This window comes from Paractinoplanes durhamensis (assembly GCF_016862175.1).
GTDB lineage: Bacteria > Actinomycetota > Actinomycetes > Mycobacteriales > Micromonosporaceae > Actinoplanes > Actinoplanes durhamensis.
On sequence record NZ_BOML01000020.1, the window covers coordinates 15955 to 35614 of the forward strand.

General features: G+C 71.2%; 18 protein-coding genes. 8 read left to right on the plus strand and 10 right to left on the minus strand.

The genetic code is table 11. The features are described 5' to 3' along the window. Nucleotides 1–39 precede the first annotated feature (39 nt). From Adu01nite_RS11940 to Adu01nite_RS11990, 10 genes are all read right to left on the minus strand, one after another. A complete protein-coding gene (locus Adu01nite_RS11940; protein ID WP_203726683.1) occupies nt 40–663 on the minus strand; it encodes a ClpP family protease in 624 nt (207 codons plus the stop codon). A 135-nt stretch (nt 664–798) separates the two neighbouring features. Next, a complete protein-coding gene (locus Adu01nite_RS11945) occupies nt 799–1365 on the minus strand; it encodes a hypothetical protein (RefSeq protein WP_203726684.1) in 567 nt (188 codons plus the stop codon). Nucleotides 1366–1367: 2 nt separating this feature from the next. Then, nucleotides 1368–3584, minus strand: a complete 2217-nt coding sequence (locus Adu01nite_RS47725) for an MMPL family transporter (protein ID WP_239132328.1) — start codon at nt 3582–3584, stop codon at nt 1368–1370. 273 nt (nt 3585–3857) lie between these two features. Next, on the minus strand, nt 3858–4460 hold the full coding sequence (locus tag Adu01nite_RS11960; protein ID WP_203726685.1) for a hypothetical protein: 603 nt from the start codon (nt 4458–4460) through the stop codon (nt 3858–3860). After that, on the minus strand, nt 4457–6310 hold the full coding sequence (locus Adu01nite_RS11965; RefSeq protein WP_203726686.1) for a hypothetical protein: 1854 nt from the start codon (nt 6308–6310) through the stop codon (nt 4457–4459). Before Adu01nite_RS11965 ends, Adu01nite_RS11960 begins: the two co-directional genes overlap by 4 nt. Beyond that, on the minus strand, nt 6297–6887 hold the full coding sequence (locus Adu01nite_RS11970; protein ID WP_203726687.1) for a hypothetical protein: 591 nt from the start codon (nt 6885–6887) through the stop codon (nt 6297–6299). The genes Adu01nite_RS11965 and Adu01nite_RS11970 overlap by 14 nt, the downstream gene beginning before the upstream one ends. Before the next feature lie 194 nt (nt 6888–7081). Continuing rightward, complete coding sequence (locus Adu01nite_RS11975) at nt 7082–7720, minus strand: response regulator transcription factor (RefSeq protein ID WP_203726688.1); 639 nt, start codon at nt 7718–7720, stop codon at nt 7082–7084. Then, nucleotides 7717–8940 carry a sensor histidine kinase gene (locus Adu01nite_RS11980; RefSeq protein ID WP_203726689.1) on the minus strand — a complete coding sequence of 408 codons (1224 nt, stop codon included), beginning with the start codon at nt 8938–8940 and terminating at the stop codon, nt 7717–7719. The genes Adu01nite_RS11975 and Adu01nite_RS11980 overlap by 4 nt, the downstream gene beginning before the upstream one ends. A 4-nt stretch (nt 8941–8944) precedes the next feature. After that, nucleotides 8945–9427, minus strand: a complete 483-nt coding sequence (locus Adu01nite_RS11985) for a hypothetical protein (RefSeq protein WP_203726690.1) — start codon at nt 9425–9427, stop codon at nt 8945–8947. A gap of 69 nt (nt 9428–9496) precedes the next feature. Continuing rightward, on the minus strand, nt 9497–10465 hold the full coding sequence (locus Adu01nite_RS11990) for a sugar-binding transcriptional regulator (RefSeq protein WP_203726691.1): 969 nt from the start codon (nt 10463–10465) through the stop codon (nt 9497–9499). Nucleotides 10466–10702: 237 nt separating this feature from the next. On the opposite strand from Adu01nite_RS11990, the gene Adu01nite_RS11995 reads away from it, so the two are divergent. The 8 genes from Adu01nite_RS11995 (at nt 10703) to Adu01nite_RS12030 (ending at nt 19567) form a co-directional block, all read left to right on the plus strand. Further along, nucleotides 10703–11344 carry a DUF2291 family protein gene (locus Adu01nite_RS11995; RefSeq protein WP_203726692.1) on the plus strand — a complete coding sequence of 214 codons (642 nt, stop codon included), beginning with the start codon at nt 10703–10705 and terminating at the stop codon, nt 11342–11344. Further along, the gene (locus Adu01nite_RS12000) at nt 11341–12852 is read left to right on the plus strand and encodes a sugar ABC transporter ATP-binding protein (RefSeq protein ID WP_203726693.1); all 1512 of its coding nucleotides are present in this window, start codon (nt 11341–11343) and stop codon (nt 12850–12852) included. The genes Adu01nite_RS11995 and Adu01nite_RS12000 overlap by 4 nt, the downstream gene beginning before the upstream one ends. Nucleotides 12853–13063: 211 nt before the next feature. Continuing rightward, complete coding sequence (locus Adu01nite_RS12005) at nt 13064–14008, plus strand: ABC transporter permease (RefSeq protein WP_239132329.1); 945 nt, start codon at nt 13064–13066, stop codon at nt 14006–14008. A gap of 151 nt (nt 14009–14159) precedes the next feature. Next, nucleotides 14160–15137 carry a D-ribose ABC transporter substrate-binding protein gene (locus Adu01nite_RS12010; protein WP_203726695.1) on the plus strand — a complete coding sequence of 326 codons (978 nt, stop codon included), beginning with the start codon at nt 14160–14162 and terminating at the stop codon, nt 15135–15137. A 51-nt stretch (nt 15138–15188) separates the two neighbouring features. Then, a complete protein-coding gene (locus Adu01nite_RS12015; RefSeq protein WP_203726696.1) occupies nt 15189–16070 on the plus strand; it encodes a transketolase in 882 nt (293 codons plus the stop codon). Beyond that, the gene (locus Adu01nite_RS12020; RefSeq protein WP_203726697.1) at nt 16067–17017 is read left to right on the plus strand and encodes a transketolase family protein; all 951 of its coding nucleotides are present in this window, start codon (nt 16067–16069) and stop codon (nt 17015–17017) included. The genes Adu01nite_RS12015 and Adu01nite_RS12020 overlap by 4 nt, the downstream gene beginning before the upstream one ends. 83 nt (nt 17018–17100) lie before the next feature. After that, a complete protein-coding gene (locus Adu01nite_RS12025; protein ID WP_203726698.1) occupies nt 17101–18579 on the plus strand; it encodes an FGGY family carbohydrate kinase in 1479 nt (492 codons plus the stop codon). Nucleotide 18580: 1 nt separating this feature from the next. Continuing rightward, entirely contained in the window at nt 18581–19567 is a 987-nt protein-coding gene (locus tag Adu01nite_RS12030) for a sugar phosphate isomerase/epimerase family protein (RefSeq protein ID WP_203726699.1), read from the plus strand. Nucleotides 19568–19660 lie beyond the last annotated feature (93 nt).

Sequence of the window (19660 nt, forward strand, 5' to 3'; positions counted from 1 at the left end):
GCATGCGCTTCCGGCCGACGCGGGCGAAGCCGTCGGCGCTCATACGGTCAACCCCATCGGCTGGCGGGTCATCGTCGGGCGGACGTCGTCGACGCTGTCCAGGACGTGGTCGATGAGGCCGTACTCCAGGGCCTCGGTCGCCGAGAACCAGCGGTCGCGGCGGCTGTCCCGCTCCACCGTCTCGATCGGCTGGCCGGTGTGCTCGGCGGTCAGCCGCAGCAGCGTCGTGCCGACCCGCTCCAGCTGGTCGGCGTAGATCTCGACGTCGGCCGCCGTCCCGCCGAAACCGGCCGAGCCCTGGTGCATCAGGATCTGCGCGTGCGGCAGGCTGAAGCGTTTTCCCGGCGTGCCCGCGGTGAGCAGGAACTGGCCCATGCTCCCGGCCAGCCCCAGCGCGAGCGTGCTCACGTCGTTGGGGATCAGCCGCATGGTGTCGTAGATGGCCAGGCCGGCGCTGACCGAGCCGCCCGGCGAGTTGATGTAGAGGCTGATCACACCGCGCGGGTCCTCCGCCGACAGCAGCAGCAACTGGCCGCACAGCCGGTTCGCGATCTGGTCGTCGACCTCGGTCCCGAGAACGATGATGCGCTGGTGGAGCAGCCGGGCGGCTACCTGATCGTCGATGGACCCTGCGGTCCATCCGGTTCCGTTGACAGTTGGCATGGATCCACCATCGGCCCCGGAAAGCCCGTGCTCCAAGCCGATCTGCCGTCGGCAGAAGCCGCTCTGCCGTGAGCAGAAGGCCAGCTCAGCCCGGGTCGGCAGACGGGTTGGAGCTGGCCTTGGACACCGCCGCGACTACGCCTTCCCACCGCCGGCATGGGTGCCGCCGGCTTGTGCAACGCCGGCGTGGGCTCCGCCGCGGCCCCGGCCCGGGATCAGCACCTCGGTCTTGTCGCCGGAGGTGGCGGACAGCGACCAACCGGTGGCCGTCGACACCAGCTTGGCCCGCTTGATCGTGGTGCCCTGGGCGTCCGCCGGGCACGGCTGGCCCGGGCCCGGCGCCACCGAGGTGCCGGAGATGCCGAAGTGGGCGCCGAGGAGCTTGAAGCCGATCACCCGGCTGCGATAGCCGCTGCGGGTCCGAGCCACCGTGTCGAGCAGCCCGAAACGGCCGAACTCCCGGTGGTGGACCACCGGGAACTCGGCCTTGCCGCAGCTCACCGTGTAGGTGTCGTCGGTCCAGAACTCGTGGCTGAACTCGATGCCGGCCGCCCGCGCGGCCAGCGTCGCCGGGCTCCAGCCGAACGCCACCCGGATGTTGCTCTCGCCGACGAAGCCGGTCTTCGCCTCGGGGTCATAGGTCACCGGCGGTGAGGCGAGCGTAAAGCCGGCGGTGACGATCGCTGCGAGCTGGGGAATCATGCCTAACTAACGATCAACTCCGCCGGACGGCGCAGGTCGGCACCCTCGACGTCCAGCGCCGGTACGACCCGGTCCAGCCGGCGCGGCAGCCACCAGGCGGCCCGGCCGAACAGCGAGATCGCCGCCGGCACCAGCACCAGCCGCACCACGAACGCGTCCACCAGCACCCCGGCCGCCAGTGCGAACGCGATCGGCCGGGTCACCGGGTCCCCACCGGCCACACCGCCGCCGAACACCCCGATCATGATCAGCGCGGCCGCCGTGACCACCTTGGCGCCGCGGGCGAATCCGCCGGTCACCGCGTCCGGCGCACCCCGCCGGTGCTCCTCGTGCATGCCGGAGACCAGGAACATCTCGTAGTCCATCGACAGCCCGAAGAGGACACCGATCACGATCGTCGGCAGGAAGCTCAGCAGCGGCCCGGCCGGATCGACCCCGAACAGACCGCCCAGCCATCCCCACTGGAACACCGCGACCGTGCAGCCGAGCGCCGCACCGAGGCTGAGCAGGAAACTGAGCACCGCCTTGAGCGGGATCAGCACCGACCGGAACACCACCATCAGCAGCAGGAACGCGAACCCGGCCACCAGCGCGAGATAGAGCGGCAGCGCATCCAGCAGATGGTCGGAGATGTCGATGGCGACCGCTGTCTGCCCGGTCACCAGAAGCGAATCAGCATTAACGGCGGAGTGCTCCCGCAGCTTTGCGACCAGGGTCGCGGTCGCCGCATCCGACGGCCCACTTGCGGGTACGACGGTGAAGAGCACATCACTTCCGCGAGTCTGCGCGGGCAGCACCCGGGCCACGCCTGGCGTCGCGGCGAGCCGGTCGGCGATCGCCCCGGCCTGCCCGGCCGAACCGTTGGCCAGCACCAGCAACGGCCCGTTCGCGCCCGGCCCGAAACCCTCGGCGACCAGATCGTACGCCCGGCGGTCGGTGGTCGCGGACGGGTCGTTGCCGTCGTTCGGCAGGCCGAGCCGCATACCCAGCACCGGCACCGCGAGAACGCCGAGCACCAGCACCGAGAGAACCAGGGCGACACCCCGGTGGCGGACGACGAGACCGGCCCAGCGCGGCGCGAAGCTGAACCGGGGCAGGAGGCGCCGGCCCACCACCCGCCGCCCGGCGAAGCTCAGCAGCGCCGGCGTGAGAGTGAGCGCCATCAGCATCGCGACCAGGACGGCTCCGGCCGCGGCCAGCCCCATCTGGGTGAGGAAGCCGACCCGCGCCACCGCCAGCCCGGCCAGCGCGATGATCACGGTGAGCGCCGCGAAGAACACCGCCGACCCGGCCGTCCCGGTGGCAAGAGCGATCGACGCCCGCACGTCCGCAGCGTCATCACCGTCCCGGCGGCCGTGCGGGTCGGTGCCGTCGTGGAACTGGTGGCCGTGGAGGTCGGTGCCGTCACCGGGCCGGTGGCGGTGCGGGTCGGTGCCGTCGTGGAACTGGCGGGCGTGGAGGTCGGTGCCGTCACCGGGCCGGTGGCGGTGCGGGTCGGTGCCGTCGTGGAGCCGGCGGCCGTGACCGTCGATGCCGTCGCGGAGCTGACGGCGGTGGCGGTCGATCAGGAACAGGGCGTAGTCGATGCCGACCGCCAGGCCGAGCAGGATGGCCAGGGTGGGGGCGACCGAGTTCATCGGGACGAGGGCGGTTGCCGCGTGCAGCGCCGTCAGCGAGATGCCGAGGCCGAGGATCGCGGTCAGCAGCGGCAAGCCGGCCGCGGTGAGCGAACCGAACGTGATCAGCAGGATGACCAGCGCGATCAGCAGGCCGATCCCGGGGGAACTGCCCGAGTCCGGCGGCGGAGCCAGCTCGGACGACTCCTCCACCTCGAGCCCGGCGGTGCGGGCCTGGTCGAGTGCCGCGGCCGGTGCGGCGGCCACGGTGAAGTAGCCGATCCGGCCGGCGGGGGAGAGGGTCGGCTCGGCGCCGAGTGCGGTGCCCAGCGCGGTCAGCGCGGGCCGGTAGGCGGCGAGGGTCTGGCCGGGCGGCGCGGCGAAGACCACCCGGCCGGTGTCGCCGCCGCTGCCGAACTCCCGGTCCACCTGGTCGAGCGTCTCGGTCGACTGCAGGCCGGAGACGGTCAGCTCGGTGTCGAGCGGTTCGGCGAAGCGCATCGACAGGCCGACCGCGAGCACCAGCACCACCACCCAGGCACCCAGCACCCACCACCGGCGCCGAGCACAGAACGCTCCGATCCGAGCGAGTATCGCGGCCACGGCGAACTCCCATTCACTTCGGTCGCGGTCCGTCCGCGACGTCGCCGTCGATGCTCGGCCGAAGCCGGCAAACGCAGCACCACCCACGGGTGGAACCGCGGGTGGTGGTTTCGGCGCGGGTGATTGCCCGAAAGGCTCCGAACGCCGGGACGTTGTTCATAGGCAACTTACGATTTCTCGGCGGGCCGCCTTTCCCCCGATGCGGTTCGCCGATGGAGGTTCCCCGTTCTCCGATCAGTCGCCCGGCGGTGGTGGCCCGTACTCGCCCTTCGCTCAGCCGCGTTCGTAGACCGATCCGGAACCGTCGGCCTCGGTGAACGTCAGGCTGTTGCCGTCCACCGCGAAGACCGCTTCGCGGGCGGAACGCTGCGGCTTCGACGTGGTGCTGACGCCATTTTCGGTACGCGTCATCACGGTCTGCTGCGGCTTGAAGGTGATCGAGTCGCCGGCGACGGACGCTCGCCCGCCCTCCTGAAGCGTGTAGCGGAGGTCGCCGTCCTGCATGATCCCGTTGTAGAGGTACTTGCCGTCGGCGGTGAACTCGTAGCTGAAGGCACTGCCGCTCGCGGTGACCGTCCGCCACGCACCGACCAGATCGGACGGCAGCACCGCCTTCTTGGCGGCCGGCTTCGTGGTCTTGCCGGCCGTCGGCTTGACCGTCGGCTTGGCGGTGCTCTCGGTCCGCGCGGTGGGGCTGGTTCCCGGTGCCGCGCTCGTTCCGCTGCTTGCCGAGCTCGCCACTGCCGATTCGCTGGGCTGGCCGGCGGGCACCTGCGGCGCAGGCAGGGTCTCCGGCTCCGACCTGCCGCACGCCGACAGCATGAGGGCGGCGACCGCGGCGACGGCCAGGGCTCGGTGTCCGTTGGGGTGTCTCAAGGCAGGGTGTCCATTCCGGCGAGAAGGGTGATGGTGAGGGCGTAGAGGGTGGCCAGGCCGGCGACGGCGTAGCCGATCCGGCGGACGTTCGCGCCGGCCCGCGCGTTCGACAGCGAACGGCCGATCTCGGCCAGGCTCGCGGCGAGGGTGAGTGCGAAGAGCACGATGACGAGCCGATCCGACCGCTTGCCGGCCGCATCGGCGGCGTCCGCCGCACGCTGCTGATCCGTACTCATCGAGGCGAGTTCCATCTCGAGCCCCGACACCAGGGTCACGGTGAAGGAGTCGAGCCCGTCCTCGGCTCCGGGCTGAACCCCCATGTCGGCCGCGAGCCGCTGAATCCGAACCCCGGCGGCGTTGTTGGCGGCGGCTTGCGCGGAGCTTCCACCGGCTTCGGCGAGATCATCGGCCCGTTGCCCGAGCATCAGCCCCGACTGCTTCCCGTAGTCGACGAACGTCTGCCGGACAAGCCCGCCGTCGGCGGCCCCACCGACGACATCGGCGCGGCGAGCCGCGTCCGCGAGCAGCCGGCTTTCGGCGACCCCCGCTTGAATCTGCCCAGCGGTGACCACCGCGGCGACGAGCCCCAGCAGAACCGCCAGAACCGGCGCCCACCCCCGCTGATCGGACGGCACGGCCGGCAGCTCCGGCGCCGCAAACGCAACCTCGGGCAACTCCGCCTCTCCGCCCGCCGCCTCTCCGCCCGCCGCCTCTCCGCCCGCCGCTACTCCGGCCGCCGCCGGACCGGCCGTCGAGCCGGTCGGGGCGGATGCCGTCGGGCCAGGCAGGGCGGATGCCGTCGGGCCAGGCAGGGCGGATGCCGTCGGGCCAGGCAGGGCGGATGCCACCGGGCTGGGCAGGGCGGATGCCACCGGGCTGGGCAGGGCGGATGCCACCGGGCTGGGTCTGGCGATGCGGTCTTCCGATCGATCGGCCGGCCGGCGCGAAACCACCGACACGACCCGCTCCAGCGTTGCGCCGATAAGTACGCCGAGACCGAGGCCCACGAGCCCGCGCCGCCTGGCGCGCAAGCCGATCAGCGTCACCCCGCCGATCGCCAACAGCGAGGGGACGACCAAGCCGTCCACAGGCGACTGTTCGAACGGCTCCGCGGCGGCGAGGCCACCGGCCGGCTGGGGGAGTGGGGAGTCGGCTCTGGGTGCCGATTCGGCCTCGGGCGTCGGCCCAGGCCCGGTTGCCGAGCGAGGCCCGGTTGTCGAGCGAGGCTCGGTTGTCGAGCGAGGCTCGGTGGCGGGTGTCGCTGCGGTGGGGCGGCGGCGCCACCACCGGACGAAGCCGAGCAGGGCGACCGCCGCCCCGGCGATGATGCCCCAACCTGCACGCCCGACCCGCTGTTCGGCCCGGGCGGCGGCGGTCAGTGACGTGCCCACCTCGGCCGCCGCGCCGGCCTCGGTGGCCTGCAACGCGGCCAGGCGCCGCCCGAGCTGTGGAGCACCGGCCGAGCTACCCGGGACGTACTCCTGCGAAGCGACCAATTCGTTGATCGGGCCCTGGGCCGCCCGGAACCGCTTCAGATACTCCTCGGCCGCGGCCCGCTCGGCCTTGGCCTGGATGCGCAGCGCCGGTTCGCCGGCCGACCGCTTCTCCAACTCCTCCGCCCGGATCAGCGCGGCGTTGATGGCCAGCGCCAGCGGGGCCTCGTCCACATAGACCTTGCGGACATGGGACACGGTCAGCGCCGTGTAGCGCGTCTGGGCCCGCACCGCCTCCTGCCATTTGCCGTTGGCCTCCGACGCGGCGGCCGTCGCTTCGAGGGTGGCCAGCGAGACCGCCACCCCGCCGACGGTGACCAGGATCCAGGCGAGCCAGGGCCGGTCAGATCGCGACATAGCTGTAGTAGCCCTGCTCCGCGTATTCGACCGACAGCACGACGATCCCGGCCGCGTCGGTGTAGAGGAGGGAGGCCTGCTCGGTGCCGCCGTTCCGGTCGTAGAACGTGGCCGTGCCGGCGTCCGCGATCACGGTGCCGGACGACTCGACGGTGCCCGAGCTGAAGCCCCGTTCGTACTTCCCGGCCGAACTGATCTTCAGGTAGCGGCCCTTCTCGTCGCCGGGCCCGCCGGTCCAGGTGCCGATCAGGAAGTCGGGAACCCGGCCGGCCGGCAGCTGCGGCCTGGGCTTGGCGGTTTTGCGTACGGCCGGGGTGGTCGCCGTGCGCTCGACCGGCGCGCCGGTCGTGGGCCGGGTGGTCTTCCGGGCGGCGGGCTTGGCGGCGGCACCCGGTGACGCGGGGGCCTTGGGGGCCGCCGGAGCGCCAGGGGAGGCGACGCTGGGTGACTCCGTCCCGTTCACCGGAACGTAGCCGGGCGGGCTTGCCCACTCGGCGTTGTCACTCTTGCCGCAGGCGGTGGCAAAAGACAAAAGCAGGAGCACAAGCAGGGGTACGCCGATAACACGCTCACGCATATCCGTTGTCCTTCGTCAAGGAGATCGACCGTGCGGCAGTACGCACGGTGACCGTCAGCCCGACGAAGATCGACATGCCACGATTGCGGAGAGTGATCATGATGGCGCGTTTGCCCAGGGTGCGGGCCCGCCCTCGACGCGAACTGTCCGCGACCTGACAGCGTTCGGCCGATCATGGCCGCCGCTGCGAAGATCTACTCCGAGCGGCCCATCGCGATGGCGGCCGCGTGGGCCCGGTCGCGGGCGCCGAGCTTCGCGAAGATCGAGTTGATGTAGCTCTTCACGGTCGCGACGCTGAGGAACAGGTCGCCGGCGATCTGCGCGTTGTTGTGGCCCAGCGTGATGGCTTCGAGGACGTCGGCTTCGCGGGCGGTCAGCGCCGGAAAACGTTCGCGCAGCCCGGGCCGGGGCGCGGCGGTGGTGAAGCCCTGGACCAGCCGCTCGGCGATCTCCTTGGCGAAGGTCGCCTGCCCGGACGCGACCGACCGGACCGCGGCGGCGAGCTCGGCCCGCCCGGCGTCCTTGGTGAGATAGCCGCGCGCACCGGCCCGCAACGCGCCGGCGAGCGACTCGTCATCGGCGTAGGTGGTCAGCACCAGCACCGCCGAGCCCGGCGTCTCGGCCACGATCCGCGCGGTGGCCCCGGCACCGTCGAGGTGGGGCATGCGCAGATCCATCAGCACGACGTCCGGCCGCAGCTCGGCGGCCAGCCGCACGGCTTCCACCCCGTCGGCGGCGGCCCCCACCACCTCGACACCGTCGGTCAGATCAAGCAGGGTGACCAGCCCGTCCCGAACGGTCGCTTGGTCGTCGGCAACCAGCACCCGGATCACGACGAGCGCTCCCCATCGTCGAACGACCGCCGATCGGCTGCGGCCGGCGGAACGGCTCCGGCCGGCGGCGGGGAAGCCGCGGTGGGCGCGGTGGGTCGGGCGGCGCCGGGTAGGTGCACCGTGACCTCGAAGGGCGGCCCCGGGCGTACGTCCAAGGAACCGCCGGCCTCGATCACGCGCTCGCGCATGCCCGCCAGGCCGTGCCCGCCGCCCGGAGAGACTCGGCCGGCGCTCGCGCCGCCGGCGGTGGACGCGGTGATCGTCAGCATGTTGTCGTCCCAGTCGAGGTCGAGAGTGGTGGGTGCGCCGGGGGCGTGCCGGCGGGCGTTGGTGAGCAGCTCCTGCACCGCGCGGCGGGCCGCGTTCCGGGCCGTGCCGGAGAGCGTGCCCCGGTCGGCGTCGCCGCGCACCGCGACCTGGCCGCCGACCTCGCGGTGCGTCGCGGCCAGGGTGACTACGATCGCGGAGAGCGGCTCGTCCGGTTCGCGCAGCGCCGAGACCGCGCGTTTCGCCTCGTCGAGACCGGAGACGGCCAGTTTGCGGGCCGCCTGGACGCGGTCGCGGGCCTGTTCGGCGCGGCCCGACTCGAGCAGCGCGTCGACCGCCTCCAGCTGGATCACCAGGCCGCCCAGCGAATGGGCGAGCACGTCGTGCAGGTCGCGGGCGATCCGGGAGCGCTCGGTGAGGGCGGCCACCTGGGCGCGTTCCTGCTCGACGGCGACCTGCTGCTCCAGCAGGGCCAGCGAGTGCGCCTCGGTGGTGCGGCGCTGCCGGCGGCTCAGGCCGCCGACCGCGGAGACCGCCAGCAGGGACAGGACGCCGGTGAGGCCGCCCCGGTGCGGGGTGGAGATCCAGGCGTCGGCGCCGATCAGGATCAGTGAACCGGGGACCGCCACGGCGAGCAGGCGCAGCGGGAAGGCGGGGCTGCCGGCCAGCACGATCAGGCCGACCGCGCCGGGGACGAAGCCGACGATGTCGGTGGTCAGGGCGGCCAGCGAGCCGCCGGCGATCATGCCGAGGTAGAGGGCGGCCCGGACGCGTACGCCATGCTCCGGAACCGCAATGACCGCCACCCAGAGTGCCCAGGCCGCCCAAGCCGCCACCGCGATGGCCGGCGGCGCGTCGCGCAGCGACCGCTGGGCCAGGTCCAACCCGACCAGGACCATCCCGACCAGGTTGAGGAACGTGGCCCAGGGGCGATGCGCCGGGATGAACTGCACCTGTCTATCTTCCGGCCATCGCGAGGGCGCGGTGCGGCTGGCGCGCCGAGACGACGAGGGCGCTGGTGGCCCGGTTGATCGCCAGGACGAGCAGGATGCTGCCGGTGGAGACGGCCAGATCGGAGCCCATCCGGTGGCCGGCGACGTCGAGCGCCACCCGGACGAGGATGAGACCGATCCAGATGGCGATGCCGGCGCCGCCGGTGCGGCTCTCCACCGTGCCGGGCACGGTCGGCGACATCCGGAACCGGGCGATCCGGCCCATCAGCGCGCCCGACGCCACCGCCATCAGGGCGGACAGGCCCAGGATCACCACGTCGACCGGGTGGATCGTGACGTGCTGCCCGGCGATCGACAGGACGCCGGCGACGCCGAGGATGATCGGCAGCTTGAACATCTGGGCCGGGTCGACGGCGCGCCAGCGGAGCTGCTTCGAGCAGATGTAGGCGACGAGGGCCAGGCCGAGGAGCACGTTGATCGGGGTCATGCCCATGAGAATCGGGCAGGCGGCGATTCGCGGGTACCAACCACGGGTGGTAAAGCGGGTGGTAGTGGCTCAGGCGAGGCTGCGGGCCACCTGCAGGTCGGTGATCAGCACGTTGACCCAGCCGCCGCGGACGGCCGCGGCGATCGCCCCGGTCTTGCGTGCTCCGCCGGCCACGGCGACCCGGCGGGGGACCGCCCGCAGGGTGTCGGGGGCGATGCCCAGCACCCGCTCGTCGAACGCCGACTCGATGTGCGTGCCGGTCTCGTCGAAGAAGCGCATGCAGACGTCGCCGACCGCGCCCGCCTGGCGCAGGGCGGGCAGCTCGGTCTCGGCGAGCGCGTTGCCGCTCTCCCGCAGCAGCGGCGACGGCTCGATGCTGCCGACCCCGACCAGGGCCATGGTCAGGCCCTCGTAGGCGCGTAGCACCGGCTCGATGTTGGGGTCGGTGACGAACATCTGCCGCATGTCACCGGAGGCGAGCAGGCCGGGCGCCGGCAGGTAGAGAGCTTCGGCGCCGGTCAGCGCGGCCAGCCGGCCGACGATCCGGGTCGCCTGGGTCTGCGCGGTCACGTTGCCGACCCCGCCGAGCATCTGCACCACCTGGTCGGCGACCGGGGTGGGCCGGGGGTGCATCGCCTCGACCGTGGCCAGGATGGTCGAGCTCCACGAGGAGACGCCGATCCGTTCGCCGCCCATCAGGGTGGTCTCCAGGTAGACCGCGGCGGCGGCGCCGAGCGCGCGCATCACGTGCGACTCGTCGGCGTTGTCGTCGGTGTCGGCGACGATCACCTCGGTCAGCCCGTACGCCTGCTCGATCTGCTCCTCGAGCTCGGCGTAGACGCCGCGGGGGGCGATCACCGTGGTCCGCACGATGCCGAGGTCGACGGCCCGCTTGAGCAGGCGCGACACCCGCGGCTGCGAGATGTGCAGCTGCTGGGCGATCTGCGGCTGCCGCATCCCGCGCTCGTGGTACATCCGGGCGACCTTGGTGAGCAGCCGGATCTGATCCGTGCCGATCTCGGTCGAATAGCTCTCCACGTCTGCGGTCCTCCCGGGCGTCGATTACGCGCAGCAATGAAGAATATCCATTCACCCCTGGATCAGAGCGGCGCCCTCCCTTCAGCTGACGAATATAAATTCGGGCCTGCATCTATACCGCATGCGGACCGTAATCGTGTCGCCATCTGCGAGTCAAGATGCCGTCCCCGTTGACAAGCGCGACATCCAGCGTTCACAGTATGCGCATGGCCAGTCGCCCATGAATGGATATTCAGCATGAAGGTGATCGTGCGCCGGACCGTGGCGCTTCTCCTCGCCGCCGGGTTGACGGCGGGCTGCTCCAAGGTGCCGGGCGTCTATGTGTACGAGAAGGACGGCCAGGCCAGTGCCGCCCAGGACGGCGCGACGGACCCGAAGTCCTACGTGGCCGCCAACTGGGCCTCGAAGATCGTGCCGACCGTGCATGACAAGGCGGTCGACGTGACCACGGTGGCCGCCGCGGTCGAGAAGGATCCGGCCGCCGCCGGCAAGCAGTACGGCCACCAGTCCGGCACCGGAAGCCCGTTCGCCTACCTGGTCAAGGGGTCGGGCACGGTCACCGAGATCGACAAGTCGGTGCCGACCGGGCCGATGACCGTGCAGGTCGGGGCGCTGAAGCTGACCATCGCCACCGGGCCGGTGATCGCCGGCACCGCGGTCCGGGACGCGGTCGGTTTCATCTCGTTCGGCGACTTCACCAACCAGATCGACTACGCCGAGGTGGCCAACCAGATCAACAGCCGGGTCAAGACCGACGTGATCGGCAAGGTCGACCTGGCCACGATCAAGGGCAAGAAGATCGACTTCTACGGTGCCTACTCGGCACTGTCGCCGGGCGTGATCTTCCTGGTCCCGACCGAGCTGACGGTGACGCCGTGAGCTTTCTCGAGGCGCGTGGGGTCAGCAAGAACTACGGCGGGGTACGGGCGCTCAAGGACGTCACGTTCACCGCGTACCGCGGCAAGGTGAACGTGCTGGTCGGCGAGAACGGCGCCGGCAAGTCGACGCTCATGAAGATCCTCTCCGGGTCGGAGCAGCCGAGCAGCGGCGAGATCGTGCTCGACGGCGAACCCGTCGTGCTCGGCAGCCCGCGGGCCGCGCAGGCGCTCGGTATCGGGATCATCCACCAGGAGCTCTCGCTCTTCCCGAACCTGTCGATCGCCGAGAACATGTTCGCCGGGCGCGAGCTGCGGCGGGCCGGCCGATTCGTCGACGCGGCCGCGCAGAAACGGCGTACCCGTGAAGTGCTCGGTCGTCTCGGCCAGGACCGGCTCGACCCGGACACGCTCGTCGGTGATCTGCCGATCGGGCAGCAGCAGCTGGTCGAGATCGGCCGGGCGCTGCTCGAGGACGTCCGGGTGCTGATCATGGACGAGCCCACCTCGGCCCTGTCCAACCACGAGGTCGACGTGCTGTTCGAGGTGATGGCCGACCTGCGTTCGCAGGACGTCACCGTCATCTACATCTCGCACAAGCTCGACGAGTTCCGCCGGATCGGCGACTGGGTCACCGTCTTCCGCGACGGCGCCCTCGTCGCGCACGAGTCGATGGACAAGACCGACACCGGCTGGATCGTCCGGCAGATGGTCGGCCGCGACCCCGATTCGCTCTACGTCCGCAACAGCTCCCCGGTCGGCGAAATCCTTCTTGACGTACGGGGTTTGCGGGTCCCCGGCACGGTGCGGGTCGACGACGTCTCGTTGACCGTACGGGCCGGCGAGGTGGTCGGCATCTACGGCCTGATGGGCGCCGGCCGCACCGAGCTCATGGAAACCCTGATGGGCATGCGAAAAGCCGCCGCCGGCGAAGTCAAGATCAAGGGCAGGCTTGAGGGGTACGGCACGGTTCAGGCCCGGATGGCGGCCGGTTTGGCGCTGGTGCCCGAGGATCGTCAGCGCGACGGCCTGGTGCAGACCATGTCCGTGCGCGACAACATTCTGCTCGCCACCGTGGCCCGCTTCACCCGCGCCGGGCTTCTCTCCGGCGGTGCCGAGCAGCGGACCGCCGAGGCGAAGGTTCGCGAACTGGCCATCCGGATGCCCGGCCTGGCCGCCACCGTCACCGCGCTGTCCGGCGGCAACCAGCAGAAGGTGGTGCTCGCCCGGGCGCTGCTCACCGAGCCGGTGGTGCTGCTGCTGGACGAGCCGACCCGCGGCATCGACGTCGGCGCGAAGGCCCAGATCGCCGCCCTGATGGCCGAGCTGGCCGCGCGGGGCTTCGGGGTGCTGTTCATCTCGTCCGAGCTGGCCGAGGTGATCGCGATGGCCGACCGGGTCCTGGTGATGGCCCGCGGCCGGATAACCGCCGAGTTCACCGCGCAGAACGTCACCGAGGAGGCCCTCGTGACCGCCTCCGCATCCGACAGCGTCCTGGAGGCCACCCCATGACCGCCGCGCGCATCGCCGTATCCCGGAGGCTCATGACCGCCTCCGCATCCGACCGTGCCCTGGAGGCCTGCTCATGACCGACACGCATGTCGCGGCGCCGCGGAAGACGGCGGGAGCACCGGAGCCGGACGCACCTCGCAACCAAGCGCTTGCTCGGGCAGCGCTGCTGCTTCTTCGTGGGCGTACGTTAGTGGTGCTGGTTATCTTGATCTTGATTTTCAGCGCTATCTCGTCGGAGTACCTGACGCAGAGCAACCTGATCCTGATGACCAAGCACGTGGCGATCAACGCGATCCTCGCCATCGGGGTCACGTTCGTCATCCTCACCGGCGGCATCGATCTGTCGGTGGGTTCGATCGCCGGGCTGGCCAGCATGGTCGCCGGCGGGCTGCTGTTCAAAGGGCTGAACATGCCGGGCGGCACGGTCTTCTTCTCGGTGGCCGTGGTGATCGTGCTCGGGATCGCGGTGGGTGCGCTGGTCGGTGCGCTCAACGGCGTACTGATCACCCGGTTCAAGGTGGCGCCGTTCATCGCCACGCTCGGCATGCTGTACGTCGCCCGTGGCCTCGCCCAACTGCACAGCAACGGCGGCACCTACCCGGATCTGGCCGGTTCGGCGGCGCGCGGGAACGAGGGTTTCCATTTCATCGGGGTGGACAGCCTGCTCGGCATCCCGGTCGCCGTCTGGATCATGGTGCTGGTCGCGGTGGCCGCGATCGTGGTCACCACCAAGACCCCGTTCGGCCGGCGCATCTTCGCGGTCGGCGGCAACGAGCGGGCCGCGGTCCTCTCCGGCATCCGGGTCAACCGGGTCAAGATCGCGGTGTACGTCATCTCCGGGGCCTGCGCCGCCCTGGCCGGCCTGCTTCTCACCTCGGAGCTGGGCGCCGCCTACCCGGACACCGCCACCACCTACGAGCTGAACGCGATCGCCGCGGCGGTCCTCGGCGGCACCGCCCTCGCCGGTGGCCGCGGCACCATCATCGGCACCGTCATGGGCGCCTTCGTCATCGGTTTCCTCAGCGACGGCCTGGTCCTGGTGGGGGTCTCCACCTTCTGGCAGTCGGTGGTCAAGGGCGCCGTCATCGTCTTCGCGGTCATCACCGAGCAGGCGCAGCAGCGGCTGCAATCCGGCCTGACCAAACGCACCGCCTGATTCGCAAAAGCGTCCCCCTCTCACCCGCTCTGTCGATTGAACCTTTTTCAACGTGGCCAGGGCGGCAGTGCCCGGCGCCGGTCATCGCACCGGAACCGCAGGCCCGATGCCAGGTTGAAAAAGGTTCACCGTGAAAGGACAAATCCCCCTAATGTTGAAGAAAATTCTGGTCGTCGCTGCCGCGACCTCCCTCCTCGCCCTGTCCGCCTGCGGTGACGACTCCTCCTCCGGCACCTCGAGCGGCAGCGGCTCCGCGCCGGCCGCCTCGAAGCTGATCGTGATCATCACGCCGTCGCCGGACAACGTCTTCTTCAAGGCCGAGCAGGACGCGGCCGCCGCCCAGGCCAAGAAGCTCGGCTACGAGACCCTGGTGCTCAGCCACGACGACGACCCGACCAAGCAGAGCCAGGAGATCGACACCGCGATCTCCCGCAAGGCCGCCGCGATCATCCTGGACAACGCCGGCGCCGACGCGTCGGTGACCGCGATCCAGCGGGCCAAGGACGCGAGCATCCCGACCTTCCTGATCGACCGCGAGATCAACAAGACCGGCGTCGCGGTCGCCCAGATCGTCTCCAACAACGCCCAGGGCGCCGGCCTCGGCGGCACCGAGTTCGCCAAGCTGATGGGCAACAAGGGCGAGTACGCCGAGCTGACCGGCAAGCCCACCGACACCAACGCCGGGGTCCGGTCGCAGGGCTACCACGGTGTGCTCGACCAATACCCGGACCTCAAGATGGTCGCCCAGCAGAGCGCCAACTGGGACCAGGCCGAGGCACTGCAGAAGACCCAGACGATCCTGCAGGCGCACCCGAACATCAAGGGCATCATCGCCGGCAACGACACCATGGCGCTCGGTGCGTGGGCCGCGGTGCAGGCCGCGAAGAAGGACATCATCGTCACCGGCTTCGACGGCAGCCCCGACGTGGTCGCCTCGATCCTCAAGAACGGCATCAAGGCCACCGTGCTCCAGCCGGCCAGCAAGATCTCCGAGATGGCCGTCGACCAGGCCGACGCCTACATCAAGGCGGGCGGCAAGACCGACCAGCCGGAGAAGCAGTCGGTCGACTGCGTCCTGGTCAACCCGGACAACGCCAAGTCGGTCAGCAACTTCGCCGTCGCTTCCTGATTTCCCGCGGGCGGGCCGACGGCCCGCCCGCACCACCAAGAGAGGACCCCCATGCTGGTCGCCGACCCCCGTACCGCCGCCGCCTGGCGCCGACTCCGGCAGGAGATCGCCGACGCCGGTCCCGAGCGACGACGCGAGCTCCTGCGGGAACGGGCCAACCAGTCCCGCGCCACCGACCTGCACATGATCGGCCGGGCCGGCCTCGGCCACGTGGGCGGCGACATGTCCGTCCTCGACATCCTCACCACGCTGTTCTTCGCGGTGCTCCGGGTCGACCCGGAACAGCCGGCCTGGGCCGACCGGGACCGGTTCGTGCTCAGCAAGGGCCACACCGCGGGCGCGCTCTACTCGACCCTGGCCGCGGCCGGCTTCTTCCCGGCGGCCGAGCTGGAGACGTTCGCCGGCCCGCTGTCCGCGCTCAACGGCCACCCCAACCGGGTCAAGGTGCCGGGCGTGGAGACCAACACCGGCCCGCTCGGGCACGGCCTGCCGATCGCGGTCGGCATGGCGGTGGCCGGCCGGCTCGCCGCCTCCGAACGGCACGTGTACGTCGTGCTCGGCGACGGCGAACTCCAGGAGGGCAGCAACTGGGAGGCCGCGATGACCGCCGGGCACCGCCGCCTGGCCAACCTCACCGCGGTCGTCGACCGCAACCACCTCCAGCAGGGCGCCCGCACCGAGGAGACCAGTGCCCTCGACCCGCTCGACGACAAGTTCCGGGCATTCGGCTGGGACGTCCAGGTGGTCGACGGGCATGATCATCTAGCTCTGCTGGAAGCGTTCACCGCACCCCGGGGCGAGCGCCCGACCTGCGTCATCGCCAACACGACCAAGGGAAGGGGCGTCTCCTTCATGGAAGACCGCGTCGAATGGCACCACAAGGTGCCGACCGCCGAGCAGATCGCCCTGGCCGATGCGGAGCTGGCCCGATGAGCGCACTCGTCCGTGCCGAGACCTTCGACTGCCGGGTCGCCTTCGCCGAGGAACTCATCGCGCTGGCCCGCGCCGACGAGCGGATCGTCGCGGTCTGCAACGACTCGGTCGGCTCCAGCAACCTCGTCGGCTTTCAGAAGGAGTTCCCGGACCGGCTGATCAACGTGGGCATCGCCGAGCAGGACATGGTCGGCGTCGGTGCCGGCCTCGCCCTCAGCGGGTACGTCCCGTTCGTCTGCGGCGCCTCCCCGTTCCTGACCGGCCGTGCCCTCGAGCAGATCAAGGCCGACGTCGCCTACTCGCAGGCGCCGGTCGTGCTGTGCGGGATGAGCCCCGGCATGGCCTACGGCGAACTCGGCCCCACCCACCACTCGATCGAAGACCTGTCGTGGCTGCGCGCGATCGCCGGCCTCGGCATCGTCGTCCCGGCCGACCCCACCGAGACCCGCGCGGCGGTGCGCTGGGCCGCGGCCGCCGCCACCCCGGTCTTCCTGCGGGTGGGCCGCTTCAAAGTTCCGGCCGTCACCGGCGAACGGCCATTCACTTTCGGCCGCGCAACCGCACTTCGCGACGGCTCCGACGTTACCGTCGTAGCAACAGGCACGATGGTCTCGCGGGCCCTGGAAGCCGCCGAGGAGGCGGCCGATCAAGGCGTCTCGATCCGGGTCCTGAACGTGTCGACGATAGCTCCCCTGGACGAGGAGGCGATCCTCGCGGCCGCTCGCGAGACCCGTGCCATCGTCACCGCCGAGGAGGCCACCACCACCGGCGGCCTGGGCGCGGCGGTGGCCGCCGTGGTGATCTCGTCCGAGACCCGGGTGCCGATGCGCATGCTCGGCATCCACCGCGAGTTCGCCCCCACCGGCAGCACCGCCTACCTGCTGGAACACTTCGGCCTGACGGCCGCCGACATCCGCACCGCCGCGGTCGGCCTGGCCCATGCGTAACCGTCGGGTCCTCGCGCCCGCTGCGGGGCCGGGCCTTGCGTGTCGTCGGGTCCTCGCGCCCGCTGCCGAGGCCGGGGCGGTCCATGGCTGAGCAGCTCGTTCTCGCGATCGACCAGGGCACGAGTGCCACGAAGTGCCTGCTGGTCGATGCGGCCGGTGCGGTCGTGCGGGAGGCGAGCGCGCCGGTGCCGATCCGCTATCCGCGGCCCGGCTGGGTCGAACAGGATGCCGGCGAGATCCTCGACAGCGTTCTGGCCGCGGCGGCGCAGTGCCTGGACGGGGTGCCGCGAGGTGCGGTCCGGGCGGTCGGGTTCAGCACCCAGCGCGAGTCGGCGGTGGTCTGGGACCGGCACACCGGGCTCCCGGCCGGGCCGGTGCTGGGCTGGCAGGACCAGCGGGCGGTCGGCATCTGCGAGGACCTGCGCGCGAAGGGCAACGCCGCCGCCGTGCGGGCGATCAGCGGGCTGCCGCTCGACCCGATGTTCAGCGCCGCCAAGCTGCGCTGGCTGCTCGACCCCTCAAGCGGGCCCGACGGCGGCGGCGGGCGCGGCGACGGCGGGCGCGGCGACGCGTGGATCGCTGCGGCCTCGGGGCGCGGTGATCTGCCGGGGCGCGGGCGGCTGGCGGTCGGCACGGTCGACTCCTGGCTGCTGTTCGCGCTCACCGGAAGCCATCAGATCGAGGTCGGCAACGCCTCGCGCACGCAGCTGCTCGACGTGCGGGCCGGGCGGTGGAGCGACGAGCTGCTCGACCTGTTCGGGATCCCGTCCTCGGTGCTGCCGGAGATCACCCCGTCGTCCGGGGAGCTCGGCACGATCGGGCAGCGTGGGGGAGCGCTCGCCGGCCTGCCGGTCACCGCGGTGCTCGGCGATTCGCACGCGGCCCTCTACGCGCACGGCGCGGGCGACGGCGACGTCAAGGCGACCTACGGCACCGGCTCCTCGGTGATGCGCCTCGGCGAGGTCGACGGCGACGCGGTCTGCCTGACCGTGGCCTGGAACGACAAGCTCGCGGCCGAAGGCAACATCCGCTCCTCCGGCGCCACCGTCGCCTGGCTGGCCGCGTTCCTGGGCACCACGCCCGAACAGATCGCGAAGATGGCGCTGTCGGCGGCGAGCGACGGCGTACACCTCGTTCCGGCTTTCGGGGGTTTGGCCGCACCCTGGTGGGACGACACCGCGGTCGGCCTGATCAGCGGCCTCACCCTCGGCACCCGCCCGGAACAGCTGGCCCGCGCCGCCGTCGAATCGATCGCCCACCAGGTCACCGACGTGCTCGACGCGATGGGCGGAGCCGAACGGATCCTCGCCGACGGCGGCGCCGCCGAGAACGACCACCTCATGCAGATCCAGGCCGACCTGGCCGGCATGCCGGTGCACCGGGCCCGCACCGCCAACCTCTCCGCCCTCGGCGCCGCCTATCTGGCCGGCGGCATCGAGCGGCCCCTCGACTACCACGAATTCGCACCCCGCCCCAGCGACCCGGCCGTCCGCCACGCGTGGCGGGAGGCGCTCGACCGGGCCCGCACCCCCTCAGCCCGCACGCCCTCAGCAAGGAGCTGACATGACCGATTACCCCCGCTTCGGAGCCGGCCTCTGGCACTTCGCCACCTACGTCGACCGTTACGCCAGCGACGGCTACGGCCCGAGCCGGACCACCCTCGACGCGATCGAGCTGGCCGGCCAGGTCGAGGACCTCTCGGTGGTCGACCTCAACTACCCGTTCACGCCCGGCGTCGGGCTCAGCGAAGTGAAGGACGCCCTTGCTGCGCAGGGCCTGACGGCCATCGGCATCACCCCCGAGATCTACCTGCGCAGGTTCGCCAAGGGCGCATTCACCAACCCCGACCCGGGCGTACGCAAGCAGGCTCTTGATCTCATGCATGAAGCGGCCGGCGTCGTCCGGGAGATCGGCGCCGACTACGTGAAGATCTGGCCGGGTCAGGACGGCTGGGACTACCCGTTCCAGGTCGACCACCGCACCCTGTGGAAACTCGCTGTGGACGGGATGCGCGAACTGGCCGGTGCGCATCCGGATCTGAAGTTCGCGATCGAGTACAAGCCGCGCGAGCCCCGCGTGAAGATGACCTGGGACTCGGCCGCCCGGTCGATCCTCGGCATTCAGCAGATCGGCCTCGACAACGTCGGGGTGCTGCTCGACTTCGGGCACAGCCTCTACGGCGGCGAATCGCCGGCCGACGCGGCGCAGCTGCTGATCGACCACGGGCTGCTCTACGGCATGGACGTCAACGACAACCTGCGAGGCTGGGACGACGACCTGGTGGTCGGCACCGTGCACCTCACCGAGATCTTCGAGTACTTCTACACGCTGCGGAAGAACAACTGGGAGGGTGTCTGGCAGCTCGACCAGTTCCCGTTCCGGGAGGACTCGGTCGACGCCGCCCGCACCTCGATCGGGATCCTCAAGCGGCTCTACCGGGCCCTCGACCGGCTCGACACGGCCGCGCTGGCCGAGGCGCAGGAACGGCAGGACGCTATGGCGGCCCAGCGGCTGGTCCAAGAGGCGTTGTTCGGGGCGGTCCCGGAGTGAAACGCCTGGTTGCGATGCTCGCGGCGCGGGGCTGAGCTGGGCGGGTCACTCGCGGGGTGCGGGGCTGAGGCAGGCGGCGCGCTCACCGGGTGC

Excerpts from the sequence above, each read along its gene's own strand:
- Adu01nite_RS11940 (WP_203726683.1), bottom strand. The coding sequence starts at position 663 with ATGCCAACTGTCAACGGAACCGGATGGACCGCAGGGTCCATCGACGAT.
- Adu01nite_RS11945 (WP_203726684.1), bottom strand. The coding sequence starts at position 1,365 with ATGATTCCCCAGCTCGCAGCGATCGTCACCGCCGGCTTTACGCTCGCC.
- Adu01nite_RS11965 (WP_203726686.1), bottom strand. The coding sequence starts at position 6,310 with ATGTCGCGATCTGACCGGCCCTGGCTCGCCTGGATCCTGGTCACCGTC.
- Adu01nite_RS11970 (WP_203726687.1), bottom strand. The coding sequence starts at position 6,887 with ATGCGTGAGCGTGTTATCGGCGTACCCCTGCTTGTGCTCCTGCTTTTG.
- Adu01nite_RS11985 (WP_203726690.1), bottom strand. The coding sequence starts at position 9,427 with ATGACCCCGATCAACGTGCTCCTCGGCCTGGCCCTCGTCGCCTACATC.
- Adu01nite_RS11995 (WP_203726692.1), top strand. The coding sequence starts at position 10,703 with ATGAAGGTGATCGTGCGCCGGACCGTGGCGCTTCTCCTCGCCGCCGGG.
- Adu01nite_RS12010 (WP_203726695.1), top strand. The coding sequence starts at position 14,160 with ATGTTGAAGAAAATTCTGGTCGTCGCTGCCGCGACCTCCCTCCTCGCC.
- Adu01nite_RS12015 (WP_203726696.1), top strand. The coding sequence starts at position 15,189 with ATGCTGGTCGCCGACCCCCGTACCGCCGCCGCCTGGCGCCGACTCCGG.
- Adu01nite_RS12020 (WP_203726697.1), top strand. The coding sequence starts at position 16,067 with ATGAGCGCACTCGTCCGTGCCGAGACCTTCGACTGCCGGGTCGCCTTC.
- Adu01nite_RS12025 (WP_203726698.1), top strand. The coding sequence starts at position 17,101 with ATGGCTGAGCAGCTCGTTCTCGCGATCGACCAGGGCACGAGTGCCACG.
- Adu01nite_RS12030 (WP_203726699.1), top strand. The coding sequence starts at position 18,581 with ATGACCGATTACCCCCGCTTCGGAGCCGGCCTCTGGCACTTCGCCACC.